This is a genomic window from Alkalimonas amylolytica, assembly GCF_900107845.1.
Classification (GTDB): Bacteria; Pseudomonadota; Gammaproteobacteria; order Enterobacterales; family Alteromonadaceae; genus Alkalimonas; species Alkalimonas amylolytica.
In genome coordinates, this window is the sequence record NZ_FNRM01000002.1 from 84366 (window position 1) to 101008 (window position 16643).

The window sequence follows — 16643 nt, forward strand, 5'->3', positions numbered from 1 at the left end:
TTTGGGGTTGTTTGAGCCTTGCTGGTTTAGAACTCGCGGGTGTTTTGCAGCGCGGCGATGCGTTTTTCCAGCGGTGGGTGCGACATAAAGAGCTCGGACTTCTTGCCACCACCGGCGATACCAAAGGCGGCCATGCTGCCCTCTAACCGGCTTTCATGGTTGTGCTGCAGGCGCTTTAAAGCAGCGACCATCTTATTGGCACCTTCTAAGCGGGCGGCACCGGCATCGGCGCGGTATTCACGCTGACGCGAGAACCACATCACAATGATGCTGGCCAGCACACCAAACAGCATTTCCAGCGCAATCACGATGCCGAAGTACGCCATGGTACCCAGCTGCTGATTGTTTTGGCGGATCACACCGGCAATCAAACGCGCCAGGAAAATCACAAAGGTATTCACCACACCCTGGATCAGCGTCAGGGTCACCATATCGCCATTGGCAATGTGGGATACCTCGTGCGCCAATACGGCTTCCACTTCATCTTCGCGCATATTGCGCAGCAAGCCGGTAGACACCGCCACCAAAGCATCATTGCGCTTCATGCCGGTGGCAAACGCATTCATCTCCGGCGAGTCGTAAATCGCTACTTCCGGCATACCAATGCCCGCTTTGCGGGCCTGGCGGGCTACCGTATCGACCAGCCACTTTTCAGTGGCATTGCGCGGTTGCTCAATCACTACAGCGCCGGTGGAGCGCTTGGCCATCCATTTGGACATCGCCAGCGAGATAAAGGAGCCACCAAAACCAAAGATAGCGGCAAATACCAATAAGCCACCAATACTGGAGCGATCAATGCCGAAAAAAGTAAAAATAACACTCAGTGCAATACTCAGCACCACCAGCACTGCCAGGTTGGTAGCTAAAAACAACAGCACTCTTTTCATGGTGAAACCTCATTTAAAATCAATACTGCCACTAATATAGGGCTGCCGGCTGAATTTTCAATGAATACGCGATGAAAAGCGCGCTGAAAGAGTGTAAGCAAAGTTGTCAGCTTGTGCTTGCTTCCGTACACTTGGCTTCCTCTTTATCACAACCTGCCCCCAATTCGACCCATGGAGACAATGATGCAGCTTTTAGCCCTGAGCAGTTCCAAAGTGAATAACAGCGATTACCTGGTGCCTTACCTGCCCTGGATAAAGCAGCATCTTAACGGCTGTTCGCGTTTGCTGTTTGTCCCTTATGCCGGGGTGAGCATCGACTTTGATGCCTATCAAGCCAAAGTCGCTGAAGCACTCGCACCGATAGATATTACGGTCGATAGCCTGCATCGGTTTGACAACCCGGCCACCGCCATCGAGCAAGCTGAGGCTATTCTGGTAGGAGGCGGCAATACCTTTGCCTTGCTGCAACGGCTGCAGCAGCTGAATTTACTGGACTTAATCAAAAAACGCGTAACCAAAGAGCTACCCTACATTGGCTGGAGCGCCGGTGCCAACCTGACCGGCTTGAGCATCCGCACCACCAACGATATGCCGATTGTGCAGCCGGAGTCGTTTGAAGCGCTTGGCTTGTTGCCGTTTCAGCTCAACCCGCATTACACCAATCAGCACCCGGCCGATTTTCATGGAGAAACCCGCGATATGCGTCTGGCAGAGTTTATGGTGTTGGAGCCTGAGATGCCAATCATTGCTTTACCGGAAGGCAGTGCGTTAGTGCGTCAGGGCAATCAGCTCACGGTATTGGGTGAGCCTGGCGCATACCAATTTTTAGCGGGCAACAAAGCCGCCCTTGGCGCTGGCAGCGATCTGTCCGCGTTACTGGTTTAATCGGGCTTTAGCTGCGCCAACAGGGCTCTGGCCAGCGCCTGTTGCTGCGTTTGACTGGTGCCGGCTGGCTGATATGGCAGCACGCCAAGACATGGTGCTGGTATGCGCTGCTGCAAATCCGCAATATTTTCCTGCTGCAGCTGCATAGCAGGATCGATGCAATTGGCTACCCAGCCGAGCAAGCACAGACCAGAGCGCTCGATTTCACGCACCGTCAGCATGGCATGATTCAAACAGCCCAGTTTCATCCCTACCACCAGGAGTACCGGTAGTTGCTGCTCTGCCACCCAATCGGCCAGGTAACGACTGTCCGATAACGGCAACAACCAGCCACCAGCACCTTCTACCAGCACCAGCTCGGCTTGTTGCTTCAGCTCCGTCAGCTGCTGACTGAGCACCGTTTCATCCAGAGGTTGCTGCTCTATAACAGCCGCCAGGTGCGGTGCTACCGCCGCTTGCAACAAGATGGGATTGATAGCCGCATAGTCCAGTAGCACGGAGCTGGCCGTTTGCAGTGCCAGCGCATCCGGGTTCTTGCCGGAACTATCGACCCCGGCCGCTATTGGCTTGGCACCAATAGCACGGTAACCGGCCTGAGCCAGCCCTTGTAATAAAGCTCGGCTGACGTAAGTTTTACCGGCATCGGTATCGGTACCAGTGACAAAAAAGCTGTGCATCAGCGCTTTACTCCGGTCAAATAAGCCACTTGATAACTGGCTATGATTGTATCTGCTGCGGTATCTGCAGTGCTGTTTTCTAAGTACCCTGCTTGCGCATTGCCAGGCAGTTTTGGATAAGCCTGCTGCAACTGCTGCCAGTAACTGCGCCCGGTCAGGCCTTTGCGCTCTTTATCCGGCACATAATTGGCACCGAGCGATTTAAGTTCCCGCCCAAGCGCCAGCACATCCGGATAGCTAAACTGCACTGTTTCGCTCTGCAATTGCCAGTCAATCGTCGGAGCACCCTGCTGCATGGCCAAAAGCAGCGCTTCGGCAGTCAGAAACTGATTGACGTGTGGCCTCAGCTTAAGCGCCAAAAAGGCCTGGCGTAACTCGGCTAAAGTACCGTGCAGCAAGGTACTAAGGTTCACCGTGCCGCCGCTTTGCAGCACGCGCTCAAGCTCGGCAGCGACCTCGCCAGGCTTAGGACACCACTGCAGCATTAAGTTGGAGAAAACCCGTCGTACCGAAGCCGGGGGTAGCGGCAAGGCAGCCGCATCGGCCTGAATGTAGGCTTTGGCTAAACCCAACTGACGGGCCTGGTGCAGCATACCGGCACTGAGATCAACCGCCAGCAGGGTGTTGCCGCGCTGCACCAGCTCCGGATGCAGCCAGGCCGGGCCACAGCCCAGATCCAGCAGGCACCCCCTGGGCTCAGCCGGCAGCCCATTTAGTATCGCGTAACCAGTTAACCGCTGCAAACGTGCCGCGTTACTGTAACTTTGGCAGGCTTTGCCAAAATGGCGGGCAATGGCGTGCGCCTGAACAGACATTAAAACAGCTCCTGCAAAGCAGCCACCAGCCTACGGATGTGCTCTGGCTGATGGGCTGCGCTTAGGGTAATACGAAGCCGGGCTTTGCCGGCAGCAACGGTTGGCGGACGGATTGCTGTCAGCCAGATGCCCTTCTGTTGTAACGCCTGACTCAGTGCCAGACAGCGGCTGGCATCACCAACCAGCACCGGCTGAATGGCAGAGCCAGATGGCAATAGCGGTATATCAGCTGCCTGCGCCAGCTGTTTAAACAAGCACAGATGCTGCTGCAAACGTTCGCGCCGCCACTCATCCTGCCGGCACAGCTGCACCGCTTTGCGCTGCGCCCAGCACAGCGCCGGCGATAAAGCCGTGCTGTAAATGTAATGACGGCCAAACTGGCGCAGGTAATCAATCACGGTGGCAGAAGCTGCAATAAAGCCCCCTGAGCCACCCAGCGCTTTACCAAAGTTCGCCATCAAGGCCTGCAACTGGGAAGACGCTACCCCTTGCAGCTGCCAGCTGCCCCGCCCCTCAGCGCCAAACACGCCAAGGCCATGAGCATCATCCAGCAGCAAAGGTGCCTGATGCTGTCCACAAAGCGCTGCCATAGCAGCCAGATCCGGGCTGTCGCCATCCATGCTAAAAACCCCTTCGGTCACCACCACGGCTTTGCCTGCAGGGTGTTGGGTCAGTAGCTGGTGCAACGAACTCAGATCATTGTGCAAAAAGCGTTTAAAACCACCGGCATGAGCGGTGGCCGCATCAATCAGCGAGGCATGGCTTAGCTTATCCAGCAGGATGCGCTCGTCGTTCGCTACCAGGGTCTGCAGCATCGCCTGATTGGCAGCAAAGCCGGAGCTAAACAGCAGCACCTCATCAAAGCCCAGCCAGTCGCACAGCAGTTCGCTGAGCGCCTGATGCGGATACTGAAACCCGGTCACCAAAGGCGAGCCGGTACTGCCCAGGCCAAAACGGCTAGCCCCTTCAGTTAGCGCGACTAACACGGCAGGATCCTGCGCCAGACCAAGGTAGTCGTTGCCGGAAAAGTTCAGGTAATCTTTACCCTGCACCCGCACCATGCCATCTGGCAGCGGCTGCATGCAGCGCTGGCTGCGATGCAGTTGCTGCTGCCGGCGTTTGGTAAGTGCCTGTTGCATGGTAGCGAATTGTGTCATAACACCGGCTCAGCAGGCTATCGCTTAGTTGGCAGCATGGTACAGCGGCGCTTGCTGCTGCTCTTTAATGGCATCGGCCAGTGCCAGCGCGTGCGCTTCGTCCGACACATCCTGGCGCTGCTCTGGACGAATGCCCAGCTTGGCAAACAACTGCCTATCGGCATCGGCTTCCGGGTTGTCGGTGGTTAAAAGCTTGTCACCATAGAAAATCGAATTGGCCCCGGCAAAGAAGCACAGCGCCTGCATTTGCTCGTTCATCCGGCTGCGGCCAGCCGAGAGCCGCACATGGCTGGCCGGCATCATAATGCGGGCTACCGCGATGGCACGGACAAAATCAAAAGCGTCCATATCATCAACATTCTCCAGCGGTGTGCCCTGTACTTTTACCAACATATTAATCGGCACACTTTCCGGATGCTCCGGCAGGTTCGCCAGTTGCATCAGCAAGGCCGACCGGTCGTTGGCCGACTCCCCCATCCCCAGAATGCCGCCACAGCAGACTTTCATGCCGGCATCGCGCACATGCTGCAAGGTATCCAGCCGGTCCTGATAGGTACGCGTGGTAATGATTTCGCCATAAAATTCCGGCGAGGTATCCAGATTGTGGTTGTAGTAATCCAGGCCAGCGGATGCCAGGCTCTGCGCCTGCTCTGTGTCAATCATGCCCAGCGTCATGCAGGTTTCCAGCCCCATCGCCTTTACACCACGCACCATTTCAATCAGATACGGCATGTCACGCTGCTTGGGGTTGCTCCAGGCGGCGCCCATGCAAAACCGGGTAGCGCCTTTTTCTTTGGCAGCCTGGGCCTGACGCAGTACTTTTTCTACCTCCAGCAGGCGCTCACGCTCCAGCCCGGTGTTGTAGTGGCCGCTTTGCGGGCAGTATTTACAATCTTCGGCGCAGGCACCGGTTTTAATCGACAACAAGGTGCTGACCTGCACCTCGTTCGGGGTAAAGTGCTGACGATGCACCGTCTGGGCCTGAAATAGCAGATCATTGAATGGCAAGGCGAACAAAGCGTTCACTTCAGCTAAGCTCCAGTCGTGACGAATGGCTGTAGACATGAGGATCCCCGTTTGGATTGTGGTTCGAGTGATTTTTCGCTAGTCTAGCCGCCAGCCCTGACTTGTCAATCTGATTTGCACACACAACTTTACTGATGGCTACTTTATGAGCATTAATTTGACGTTTGACCGGGAGCATATTTGGCACCCCTATACCTCGATGATCGATCCGTTGCCGGTGTATCCGGTGGTAGCAGCCGAGGGCTGCGAGCTGATCCTGGAAAATGGTCAGCGACTGGTGGATGGGACAGCCTCCTGGTGGTCAGCAGTGCATGGTTACCGCCACCCGGTACTGGACCAGGCCCTGACCGACCAGCTTGGCCAGATGGCCCATGTGATGTTTGGTGGCATTACCCATCCACAGGCGGTGACACTTTGCCAGCAGCTGCTGGCGATGACCCCAGCCTCATTAACAAAAGTGTTCCTGGCCGACAGTGGCTCCATCGCCGTGGAAGTGGCCATTAAGATGGCGCTGCAGTACTGGCAAGGCATGGGTAACACCGATAAAACCGAGTTGATTAGCCTGCGTAAGGGGTATCATGGCGATACCTTTGCCGCTATGGCGGTCTGCGATCCGATCGACAGCATGCACAGCATGTTCAGCAAATTGCTGCCGCAGCATCATTTTATACCGGCACCGGACAGTCCCTATCACAGCGAGTTCCGGCCTGAAAGTCTGCAGCCCTTGCGTCAACTGCTGCTGCATCGCCATACACAGATCGCTGCTCTGATCCTGGAGCCTATTGTGCAAGGCTATGGCGGCATGCGTTTTTATCACCCCGACTACCTGGCGGGTTGTCGTGCCCTGTGCGATGAATTTGAAGTGCTGCTGATTGCCGACGAGATTGCTACCGGCTTTGGCCGTACCGGCAGCCTGTTTGCTTGTGAAAAGGCCAAGATTGCTGCCGATATCCTTTGTTTAGGCAAAGCCTTAACCGGCGGCTACCTGACCATGGCGGCGACACTGTGCACCGATCAGGTGGCGCTTGGCGTCAGCCAGAGCGAGGCTGGCGGCCTGATGCATGGCCCGACCTTTATGGCCAACCCACTAGCCTGCGCGGTGGCCAATGCCAGTATCGGTTTAATTCGGGCTGGCCACTGGCAACAACAGGTAGCGGCGATTGAAGCCCAACTCCGCGCTGAGCTGGCCCCTTGTCAGGCATCACCTTTGGTGAAAGAAGTACGGGTACTGGGAGCCATTGGCGTGCTGGAGATGCATCAAAGCGTCGATGTGGCTAAGCTGCAACAGCACTTTGTTGAGGATGGCGTTTGGATCCGGCCTTTTAACCGGCTGATTTATTTGATGCCGCCTTTCCTTATCAGCCCGGAGCAAATCAGTCGTTTATGCTGGTCGATGCGACGCGCCGTTTTGAAGTAAAACAATCAAGGCTTAGAGACGCAGCAGATAAAGCCCCAGCGCGATAGAGGCCAGCAGCAGGATCACCAGGTTAAAGTGCAGCCGATCATCTTTACGGCGCAAGCGCAGCCGGTTTAACACCAGGCTGATGGCGCTAAGCAGCGCCGTGCCATACAGCATGGCCTGTAACCAGTTGGTCAGCGCCGGGTGCCAGTCACCGCGAATTTCAATGTCCCAGTAACGCACCAGGCCAGTATCCATTTCCGGCCGGGCATAATGCACCAGCAACAAAGCCAAAATAAACAGTACCCAGGCCAGTACCGCCAGCCAGGCAAACAGCTGGCGTACCAGATCCGGCCCCTGACGACGATCATTTTTAAAAGCACTGTGTTCTGTGGTCATATACGCGCTAAAAACCTAAGTTTTACTTGTGTTCAGTCACTGCGTCAGTATCATTACACGTCTTAATCATTTGACCAAGTTTAACCGCCAGGTTTCCAACTTACACGGAGCTTTCTAGCATGTCCGATGCTGTGATTCATGATGTTTTAAGCGGTCGCTACGCTGTTGGCGATACCGTCACTGTTAAAGGCTGGGTGCGCACCAAGCGCGACTCCAAAGCCGGTATTTCCTTTGTCGCTGTGCACGATGGCAGCTGCTTTGATGCCGTGCAGGCGGTGGTGCCTGCTGAATTGCCGAATTATGAGAGCGAAGTCAAACGCCTGACCACTGCCTGCTCCGTGGTAGTGAGCGGCACTATTGCCCGCTCCGAAGGCCAGGGCCAGCAGTTTGAAATTCAGGCCAGCTCGGTAACCGTGATTGGTTGGGTGGAAAACCCGGATACCTACCCAATGGCACCGAAGCGCCATTCGATGGAGTACCTGCGTGAATTTGCCCACCTGCGGCCTCGCACCAATATCCATGGCGCTGTGACCCGGGTACGCAACTGTCTGGCGCAAGCCGTGCACCGCTTTTTCCATCAGCGCGGCTTTTACTGGATCAGCACCCCCATCATCACCGGCTCGGACACCGAAGGCGCTGGCGAGATGTTCCGCGTTAGTACGCTGGATCTGGAAAACCTGCCACGCACCGAGGCCGGTAAAGTGGATTACAGCAAAGATTTCTTTGACCGCGAGACCTTCCTGACCGTATCCGGCCAGCTGAACGTAGAAACTTACTGCTGCGCCCTCTCCAAGGTCTACACCTTTGGCCCGACCTTTCGCGCCGAGAACTCCAATACCAGCCGTCACCTGGCTGAATTCTGGATGATTGAACCGGAAGTGGCTTTTGCCGAACTGGCCGATGTGGCCCAGTTGGCCGAAGACATGCTGAAGTACGTGTTCAAAGCGGTGCTGGAAGAGCGTGCCGACGACATGGCCTTCTTTGCCGAGCGGGTCGATAAAGATGCCGTCAATCGCTTGCAAAAGATGGTGGACTCCAGCTTTGTGCGGATGGACTACACCGATGCCATTGAGATCCTGCAAAACTGCGGTAAAACTTTTAACTACCCAGTGGAATGGGGCATTGATTTACAATCCGAACACGAGCGCTACCTGGCTGAAGAGCATGTGGGCGCGCCCATCATTTTGCAAAATTATCCAAAAGACATCAAAGCCTTCTACATGCGCCTGAACGAAGACGGAAAAACCGTAGCTGCAATGGACATTTTGGCACCCGGCATTGGTGAAATCATCGGCGGCAGCCAGCGTGAAGAGCGTCTCGACAAGCTGGATGAGCGGCTGGCAGCCATGGGCCTGAACAAAGACGATTACAGCTGGTACCGCGATTTGCGCCGTTATGGCACCGTGCCACACTCTGGTTTTGGTCTGGGTTTTGAGCGGCTGGTGAGTTATGTCACCGGTATGGGCAATGTACGCGATGTGATCCCCTTCCCTCGTACCCCTGGCAACGCCGATTTCTAAGCAAGCGCTGCCACGCCAAACGAATCAGCCCCGCTACTGCGGGGCTGATGTTTTTTAACATTGTAGCCTTAAAAGTCGGCAAAGAAGTCGGTAGGATCTAGCGCAGGCCGCTGCGGCACCTTCGTAGCTGGCGTCCCCAGATACAAAAAACCGACAATTTCATCGTCTTCACCCAACTCCAGCGATTGTTTGACAAACTCCATCTCGGCATACATGCCGGTGCGCCACATGCTGCCATAGCCTTGGGCAAAAGCGGCTTGCTGCATTGCCATCACGGAACAGGCAGCAGATTGCAGTTGCTCATGCAGCGGGATTTTCGACTCGCTGTTGCAACGGGCGATGCAAACAATCACCATTGGCGCCCGCAGCGGCAACTGCCGGGCCCGCTCCAGCAGATCATTGGAAATGGACGGATCATCCTCCACCGCGGCTTCGGCGAAAATATCCCCTAAACGCTCTAAGGATGAACGGCCCTGCACAATTAGAAAGCGCCATGGCCGCAAAGCACCATGATCCGGTACCCGCAGCGCCGCCTGCTTGATCAGTTCCAGAGCCTCCCCCTGCGGGGCTGGTTCAATTAAACGCGGACAAGATTGTCGTGTAGTCAGTAGCGTGATCGCATCCATCATCAAACCTTTTCTCAGAACAAAACTGCGATTTCAAAGTTGGTAATAAGGCTATCAGAAGTTGTTCAGGCTGCCTACGGCTTTTGCTGCAATTTATGCCCGAGTCAGGTCAACCGCTGAGGAATCACTCAGACTGCTCAGTTTTCTGCCAAAGCTGCCTGGTACAGCGCTTCGTACTGCTCGCGTGCCTGCTGCCAACTGAAGAGCTGCGCCATACCGCGTTGTTGCATGACCAGATAAGCCGGCTTGTCCTGATACAGTGCATCGGCTTGCTGCAACACCTTTACCAGTGCAGCCGCTGTTGCCGGTCCAAAATGCAAGCCGGTTGCATCGGGCTCTGGGTAAGGCACCACCGTATCTTTCAGGCCACCTGTTGCCCGCACAATGGGCAAGGTGCCATAGCGCAAACTGTAAATCTGATTCAGACCACAGGGTTCAAATAAAGACGGCATCAGAAAAAAATCGCCGCCGGCTTCAATTTTATGTGCCATCGCTTCATCAAAGCCCATCACAAAGCTCATCTGACCTTTAAAACGAGCCGCCAATGCAAACAAAGCCTCGGTGTATTGTCGCTCCCCGGTCCCCATAATCAACACCTGAGAATCCGTGGTCGGCAGCCACTGCGCCAGAGCCGGCAGCAGGTAATCAAAACCTTTTTGGCTGGTAATACGGCTCACCGCTACATACAGCGGCACAGGCTTGTCCGGCAGCTGATGATGCTGACGCAGCCAGGTTTTGCAGGCTGCTTTGCCCGACAGATCCGGCCAATCGTAATTGGCTACCAAATGCGGGTCCTCGGCAGGATGCCACAGGCTGTAATCACAGCCATTTAGGATACCGCGAAAATCAGCCTGGCGTTGCTGGTAAAGCGCGGCTAAACCATTGGCGGCCGGCTCACTTAGTAACTCATCGCGGTAACCGCTGCTGACGGTATTTAACTTGCTAGCCGTTAGAATGCCTTGCTGCAACAGGTTGACTGGCTCCGCACTTTCCGACAGCTCCAGTTGGCTGGCCCAGCTGGCTGCCACCACTTCCTGATAAGCCCCATTGTGAATGGTAAACACAAAACGGCTATTAGCAAAAAAGTCATCCTGCGCCTGTTCCTGCTGCAAATAGACGCCAGCCAGCGCAGTTTGCCAATCGTGGCCGTGAATGATATCCGGACAAAACCCCTGTTCCCGGCACCAGGTCAGGGCTGCTTTGCAAAAAAAAGCAAAACGCAGCGGGTTATCGGCATAGCCGTGTTCACCATCGTCGTAGGGACGCAGCCGCTGGAAAAACTCATGATGCTCAATGAGCCCAACGGAAACGCCATCCTGGTTCAGATGACGCACTGCGCAGCCAAAAGGACGCTGACCAAGCGTCAGATACACCGATTGCCAATCCTGTGTTTTTAGCTCATACAAACTGCCGTACTTCGGCAGCAACACCACAACCTGATGACCGGCATCGACCAGAGATTTGGTCAGGCCCCGGCAGGCATCAGCAAGGCCGCCGGTTTTTATCAGCCCTTCGTACTCACTGCATAACATCAAAATACGCATTCAACGAACCTTTTTTTTAACGCCAGATTTAATCAAAGCCAACCCGGGCTCCTTTAGGGATCACAATAACACCGCCCTCGGAAACATGAAAACGCTGGCGATCCAGACTCATGTCTTCGCCAATGACCGTATTGGGCGCGATCTTCACATCTTTATCGATGATGGCACGGCGAATGCGGCAGCCCCGACCAATGTCGTTGTTGCCCATCAACACACATTTTTCTATGTAAGCATGGCTGTGTACATGCACATTGTAGCCAAGAATGGAGTGATAAACGATGGAGCCACTAATGATGCAGCCTGAGGAGACCATGGAGCTAATGGCCTGACCGGTGCGGTTGGCTTCGTCGTGCACAAACTTAGCCGGTGGCATTGGCGGTGTGTAACTGCGCAGTGGCCAGTAGCGGTTGTATAGGTCAAACGGCGGGATCACAGCAATCAGATCCATATTGGCTTCATAATAAGAATCGAGTGTGCCAACATCACGCCAGTAGCCACGGGATATCTCCTGCTCACCACGAATCATATTACTTGAAAAATCATACACATAGACATCGCCACCCGGGTACAGTTTCGGGATAATGTTTTTTCCAAAGTCGTGGCTGGAATCCGGATCCGCCGCGTCGGTTTCAAGGCTGTCGATCAAGCAGCCTTTTTCAAAGATGTAGTTGCCCATCGAAGCCAGCACATAATCCGGTCGACCGGGTATGGTTTTAGGGTTGGCTTGTGGCTTTTCTTCAAAGCCAATCATTTTGCCGTTAGCATCCACTTCGATAACACCAAAATGATGGGCGTCAGCCACGGGCACCGGGATGGCAGCCACCGTCATGCTGGCATTGTTTTGACGGTGAAAATCCAGCATTTGCCGCACATCCATCTTGTAAATATGATCGCCACCGAAAATGCATACTTGCTCTGGATCCAACCCATGGATCAGATGCAGGTTCTGATAGATCGCATCGGCAGTACCCAGGTACCAGTGTTTGCCAGTTTGCATCTGAGCCGGGATAGGATCGATAAACCGATTGGTTAACCCCGATACCCGCCAGGCACGGCCCAGGTGCTTCATCAGAGAGTGCGATTTAAATTGGGTAATCACGAAGATTTGCAAAAAATCCGAGTTGACAAAATTGTTCAGTACAAAATCAATAATGCGATAATTGCCACCAAAAGGCACCGCCGGCTTGGCACGAATCCCGGTCAGTGGCGCCAGTCGCGTCCCCTCCCCCCCGGCTAAAATCATGGTTAACACACCTGACATACCAACTCCCTGTGAATAGATAAAAAAAATCAGATAGCAAACAGAGCTCTGCAAAGCTGAGGCCATTTTGACGAAGTCATGGGCACATTGCAGTATAGCCGCTTACATTGCATACGTATGTGGTAATTTAGGCTGCCGGTATGTCACTGTCATGACAACTGCACCAGCATGCAGCAAAAGGCGGCTTTTGTACGCACCAAACAGGGGCGAGTATGCACCTGCTATTCTTCAGGCTAGCAAAGCTTGCTGCTGGCAACAAGGAAAGCTGAAAACAAAGGGGAACTGACGGCAGAAAATACCTTGCTGCCAGCTAAGGCAGCAAGGTAAAACAAACACTAAATCCGGGCAGCCAGTTCGGCCCCCTGGCGAATGGCGCGTTTCGCATCCAGCTCGGCGGCCACGTCGGCACCTCCAATTAAATGCACAGGCACACCGGTTGCTTCAAGACCAGCTTGCAATGCCCGCAGCGGCATTTGACCCGCACAAATAATAACATTATCAACTTGCAGGCAGCGTTCTTCACCACCAATTTCAATCCAGAGACCATGATCATCCACCTTGCGGTATTGCACACCGGCGATGCTTTCTACCCCTTTGCTTTTTAGCGAAGCTCGGTGCGCCCAGCCAGACGTTTTGCCAAGGCCAGCTCCTACTTTGGTGGTTTTGCGCTGCAACAGATAAATTTTGCGTGCTGCCGGCTCGGGTCGGTGATCTGGCAGTAAAGCACCTCGAGCCTGGTAGGCCTTATCCACACCCCACTCCTTTAACCACGCATCCGGCTGCAAAGTCAGTGAGTTGTTTTCGGTCAAGTACTCTGCGACATCAAAGCCAATACCACCAGCACCTATGATGGCAACATTTTTACCAACCGCCTTGTGATCACGCAGCACATCCAGATAACTCAACACCATGGGGTGATCAATGCCTTCAATATCAACCGGGCGCGGCACTATACCAGTGGCCAGAATCACCTCATCGAAACCGGCTTGTTGCAAGGACTCCACGCTTTGCTCGCTGTTTAAGCGCAGTTCAATATGGTGCAACTCCAGCATCCGGCCAAAGTAACGCAGAGTTTCATAAAACTCCTCTTTGCCCGGAATTTGTTTGGCGTAATTAAACTGACCGCCAATTTGATGCGATTTATCAAACAAGGTGACCTGATGTCCACGCTGCGCTGCATACACGCTAAATGCAAGCCCGGCCGGACCAGCACCGACCACCGCCAGCTTTTTGGGCGCTGCTGCAGGTTCAAAGTTCAGCTCAGTTTCATAACAAGCGCGCGGGTTCACCAAACAACTGGCACGCTTTTTCTGAAAAACGTGATCAAGGCATGCTTGGTTGCAGGCAATGCAGGTGTTGATTTCATCGGCTTTGTTGGCAGCCGCTTTATTGACAAAATCAGCGTCGGCTAAAAACGGCCGTGCCATGCAGACCATATCGGCCTGGCCATGCGCCAGGATGTCCTCTGCCACTTGTGGTGTATTAATTCGGTTGGTCGCCATCACCGGAATATCGATTTCTTTACGGACCCGCTCGGTGATCCAGCTAAAGGCAGCACGCGGCACCCGGGTGGTAATGGTTGGAATGCGGGCTTCGTGCCAGCCGATGCCGGTATTGATGATCGTCACCCCAGCCTCAGCCACAGCTTTAGCCAACTCAACTACTTCGTCGTAACTGTTGCCATCCTCCACCAGATCCAGCATCGACAAACGATACACAATAATAAAGTCTTCGCCACAGCGCTGACGAACCGCTTTGATGGTTTCGAGCGGAAAACGAATGCGATTGGTAAAGTCACCACCCCAGTCATCTTTACGCTGATTGGTACGCTGGCATATAAACTGATTAATCAGGTAGCCTTCCGACCCCATGATCTCCACCCCATCGTAGCCCGCTTTCTTGGCGAGTGCTGCCGCCTTGGCAAAATCAGCGATGGTATTGTTGATTTGCCGCTTCGACATTTCAGATGGCGTAAAAGGCGTGATTGGCGACTTGATCTTACTTGGCGCCACATTGAATGGATGGTAGCCATAACGGCCGGCATGCAGCAGCTGCAAACAGATTTTCGCACCTTCGGCATGCACCGCTTCGGTCACCTGAATGTGTTTCTTTACCTGCCAGCCAAAACTCAACTGACTACCAAAAGGCACCAGGTTGCCACGGAAATTCGGGCTGATACCGCCGGTAATAATTAAACCCACACCACCTTTTGCCCGTTCTGCATAAAAAGCAGCCAGTTTGCTAAAGCCGTTTTTTTCTTCTTCTAAGCCTGTGTGCATGGACCCCATCACTACGCGGTTACGAAGCTGGGTAAAGCCCAAGTCCAAAGGCTGCATTAAATGTTGGTAAGCCACATCGCCCTCTCTGGTCATACCTGTTGACGTATCCGTTAGAGGGTAGCTGTTTTACCCCAGATACGCAATATGTACATTTGCTTACAAATTGCAGTTATCTTTAGCCGCTAAATTCGCTAGCATAGTATGACCTAATTTTGTTTTTAATGTTGTGTAGGAATTCGTATGTCTACAGCTAGCCCTGGAATCGTGCGGCGCTTCTTCGGAGGCATCTGGCGTGGTTACAAAGTGTTTCGTTCCTTGATTTTGAATACCTTGTTTATTCTGATTGTGCTGATCTTCCTTATCAGCATCTTTAGTAGCAAAGATACAGTCGAGGTGCCGGCTACTTCAGCCCTGGTGTTGAATTTAAACGGTGATTTGGTAGAAGAGAAGCGCTTTGTTGATCCCATCGCCACCATTTTAAATGAAAGCTTTGGCGGCCAGTCTGAGCCTAATGAAATTCTCGTCTCCGATGTATTGCGCGTAGTACAGCAAGCCACTCATGATGACCGTATTCAGGCCATGGTTTTGGATTTATCCGGCCTTCGCAGGGCTTCACTGGATAAACTGCATGCCATCGGTGCCGAGCTGGACAACTTTAAAGCTGCTGGCAAAAACATCTATGCCAGGGGCGCATTTTTTGGCCAAAATCAGTACTTCCTTGCCAGCCATGCCAATGAAGTTCACCTGGACCCTCAAGGCGCAGTCTTGCTGGAAGGCTATGGCAGTTTTCCCATGTATTACAAAAGCGCGCTGGAAAAGTTAAAGGTGAACACTCATGTATTTCGGGTTGGCACTTATAAATCAGCGGTCGAACCTTTTATCCGTGATGATATGTCCGAAGAAGCCAGGCAAGATACGCTGTTTTGGCTGAATGATTTATGGGATAGCTACAAAGCCATGGTGGCAGAGCGTCGTGACTTTACCGTCGAAAGCTTTATTGAAACCCATGATGAATTTTATAAGCACCTGCAGCAACACGATGGTGACCTGGCGCAGATGGCACTGACACTTGGCCTGGTGGACCAACTGAGTACTCAGCAAGAGTTTCGCCGGAAAATGATTGAGCTGGTTGGTCAAAACGACAACCATACCTTTAACCAGGTCACTTTTGACGACTACCGCAGCCTGGTGGTGCCTAAACGTCAAATGGATAATCCGCTGACCGACAAGGTAGCCGTTGTTGTCGCCCGCGGGATGATTGTTGATGGTAGCGCCAAAGCCGGTACTATCGGTGGTGAGAGTACGGCTGCCATGCTGCGCCGCGCCCGCAGTGATGACAAAGTCAAAGCCGTGGTTCTTCGCATTGACAGCGGCGGTGGCAGTGCTTTTGCCTCAGACATCATTGGTCGCGAGGTGCAAGCCCTGCGTGACGCTGGTAAACCTGTGATTGCATCCATGGGCGCTGTAGCCGCTTCCGGTGGTTACTGGATTGCAGCCCCTGCCACTGAAATCTGGGCATCACCAACCACCATCACTGGCTCCATTGGAATCTTTGGTTTGTTCCACAGCCTGGAAGACAGCTTCAATGCGCTGGGCGTCAATGTTGACGGTGTCGGTACTACTGAGCTGTCGGGCTTGAGCTCGGGATTGCCGTTTTATAAAGGGTTGCAACCGCGTGAAAAAGATATTTTTCAACTGTTGATTGAGCGCGGCTATAAAGATTTCCTCAGCATGGTGGGTGAACATCGCGGCATGAGCATTGAAGAAGTCGACAAGGTTGCTCAGGGGCGGGTTTTTACCGGTCAACGTGCTTTGGAGTATGGTTTAGTCGATAAACTGGGCGGTTTTGAAGATGCTATTGCAGCCGCAGCAGAGCGAGCTGGTTTAAGCCATTACGACGTAAAAGTAATTGGTCATGAGCTGTCTCCTTTTGAGCAAATGGTGATCGATATCTTTGGTGGCGCCGCAAATCAAGGCTGGTTGCCTCAATCTGCCATCAGCCCGGAACGTCAGGCGCTAGGCCGGTTAACCCAACAGCTGCGGCATGATTTTGTGACCTTAAGCAACTTCAATGATCCGCAAGGGCTATACGCCTTCTGCCTGTTGTGTCAAATCGACTGACACTAAGCACGATCTCCGCTACAATGCCCGGCTTAAGCCGGGCTTTT

General features: G+C 53.6%; 14 protein-coding genes. 4 read left to right on the top strand and 10 right to left on the bottom strand.

The features are described 5' to 3' along the window. Window positions 1–26: 26 nt before the first annotated feature. A complete protein-coding gene (gene htpX, locus BLW37_RS03890) occupies window positions 27–887 on the bottom strand; it encodes a protease HtpX (protein ID WP_091339841.1) in 861 nt (286 codons plus the stop codon). A gap of 180 nt (window positions 888–1067) precedes the next feature. Here htpX and pepE point away from each other — a divergent pair, with 180 nt between their 5' ends. Beyond that, window positions 1068–1772 carry a dipeptidase PepE gene (pepE, locus tag BLW37_RS03895; protein WP_245785608.1) on the top strand — a complete coding sequence of 235 codons (705 nt, stop codon included), beginning with the start codon at window positions 1068–1070 and terminating at the stop codon, window positions 1770–1772. Here the strand turns inward: pepE and bioD are convergent. From bioD to bioB, 4 genes are read right to left on the bottom strand one after another with little or no spacing between them, the layout of a single operon-like run. Next, window positions 1769–2449, bottom strand: a complete 681-nt coding sequence (bioD, locus tag BLW37_RS03900) for a dethiobiotin synthase (RefSeq protein WP_091339849.1) — start codon at window positions 2447–2449, stop codon at window positions 1769–1771. The genes pepE and bioD overlap by 4 nt on opposite strands. Beyond that, window positions 2449–3264, bottom strand: coding sequence for a methyltransferase domain-containing protein (locus BLW37_RS03905; protein ID WP_091339853.1), 816 nt, complete (start codon window positions 3262–3264; stop codon window positions 2449–2451). The genes bioD and BLW37_RS03905 overlap by 1 nt, the downstream gene beginning before the upstream one ends. Then, the gene (locus BLW37_RS03910) at window positions 3264–4421 is read right to left on the bottom strand and encodes an aminotransferase class I/II-fold pyridoxal phosphate-dependent enzyme (protein ID WP_091339858.1); all 1158 of its coding nucleotides are present in this window, start codon (window positions 4419–4421) and stop codon (window positions 3264–3266) included. Before BLW37_RS03910 ends, BLW37_RS03905 begins: the two co-directional genes overlap by 1 nt. Window positions 4422–4445: 24 nt before the next feature. Next, window positions 4446–5486 (bottom strand): biotin synthase BioB, encoded by a 1041-nt coding sequence (gene bioB / locus BLW37_RS03915; RefSeq protein ID WP_091339861.1) that lies wholly within the window; start codon window positions 5484–5486, stop codon window positions 4446–4448. Window positions 5487–5592: 106 nt separating this feature from the next. Between bioB and bioA the strand changes: the two genes are divergently transcribed. Then, window positions 5593–6864 (top strand): adenosylmethionine--8-amino-7-oxononanoate transaminase, encoded by a 1272-nt coding sequence (gene bioA / locus BLW37_RS03920; protein ID WP_091339864.1) that lies wholly within the window; start codon window positions 5593–5595, stop codon window positions 6862–6864. A 12-nt stretch (window positions 6865–6876) separates the two neighbouring features. On the opposite strand, the gene BLW37_RS03925 is transcribed toward bioA, so the two are convergent. Continuing rightward, window positions 6877–7245 (bottom strand): hypothetical protein, encoded by a 369-nt coding sequence (locus BLW37_RS03925; RefSeq protein ID WP_091339867.1) that lies wholly within the window; start codon window positions 7243–7245, stop codon window positions 6877–6879. A 119-nt stretch (window positions 7246–7364) separates the two neighbouring features. On the opposite strand from BLW37_RS03925, the gene asnS reads away from it, so the two are divergent. Further along, a complete protein-coding gene (asnS, locus tag BLW37_RS03930; RefSeq protein ID WP_091339871.1) occupies window positions 7365–8765 on the top strand; it encodes an asparagine--tRNA ligase in 1401 nt (466 codons plus the stop codon). Between the two features lie 68 nt (window positions 8766–8833). Here the strand turns inward: asnS and BLW37_RS03935 are convergent, their stop codons facing one another. The 4 genes from BLW37_RS03935 to BLW37_RS03950 all read right to left on the bottom strand — a co-directional run bounded on the left by BLW37_RS03935 (window position 8834) and on the right by BLW37_RS03950 (window position 14568). Then, the gene (locus BLW37_RS03935) at window positions 8834–9391 is read right to left on the bottom strand and encodes an NAD(P)H nitroreductase (RefSeq protein ID WP_091339874.1); all 558 of its coding nucleotides are present in this window, start codon (window positions 9389–9391) and stop codon (window positions 8834–8836) included. Window positions 9392–9528: 137 nt separating this feature from the next. Further along, window positions 9529–10935, bottom strand: a complete 1407-nt coding sequence (locus BLW37_RS03940) for a glycogen synthase (RefSeq protein WP_091339880.1) — start codon at window positions 10933–10935, stop codon at window positions 9529–9531. A gap of 28 nt (window positions 10936–10963) precedes the next feature. Beyond that, complete coding sequence (glgC, locus tag BLW37_RS03945; RefSeq protein WP_091341043.1) at window positions 10964–12196, bottom strand: glucose-1-phosphate adenylyltransferase; 1233 nt, start codon at window positions 12194–12196, stop codon at window positions 10964–10966. A gap of 335 nt (window positions 12197–12531) precedes the next feature. After that, window positions 12532–14568: an NADPH-dependent 2,4-dienoyl-CoA reductase gene (locus BLW37_RS03950; RefSeq protein WP_281248647.1), complete on the bottom strand. Its 2037-nt coding sequence runs from the start codon at window positions 14566–14568 to the stop codon at window positions 12532–12534. A gap of 147 nt (window positions 14569–14715) precedes the next feature. Between BLW37_RS03950 and sppA the strand changes: the two genes are divergently transcribed. Next, window positions 14716–16596, top strand: a complete 1881-nt coding sequence (gene sppA, locus BLW37_RS03955) for a signal peptide peptidase SppA (protein WP_091339884.1) — start codon at window positions 14716–14718, stop codon at window positions 16594–16596. Window positions 16597–16643 lie beyond the last annotated feature (47 nt).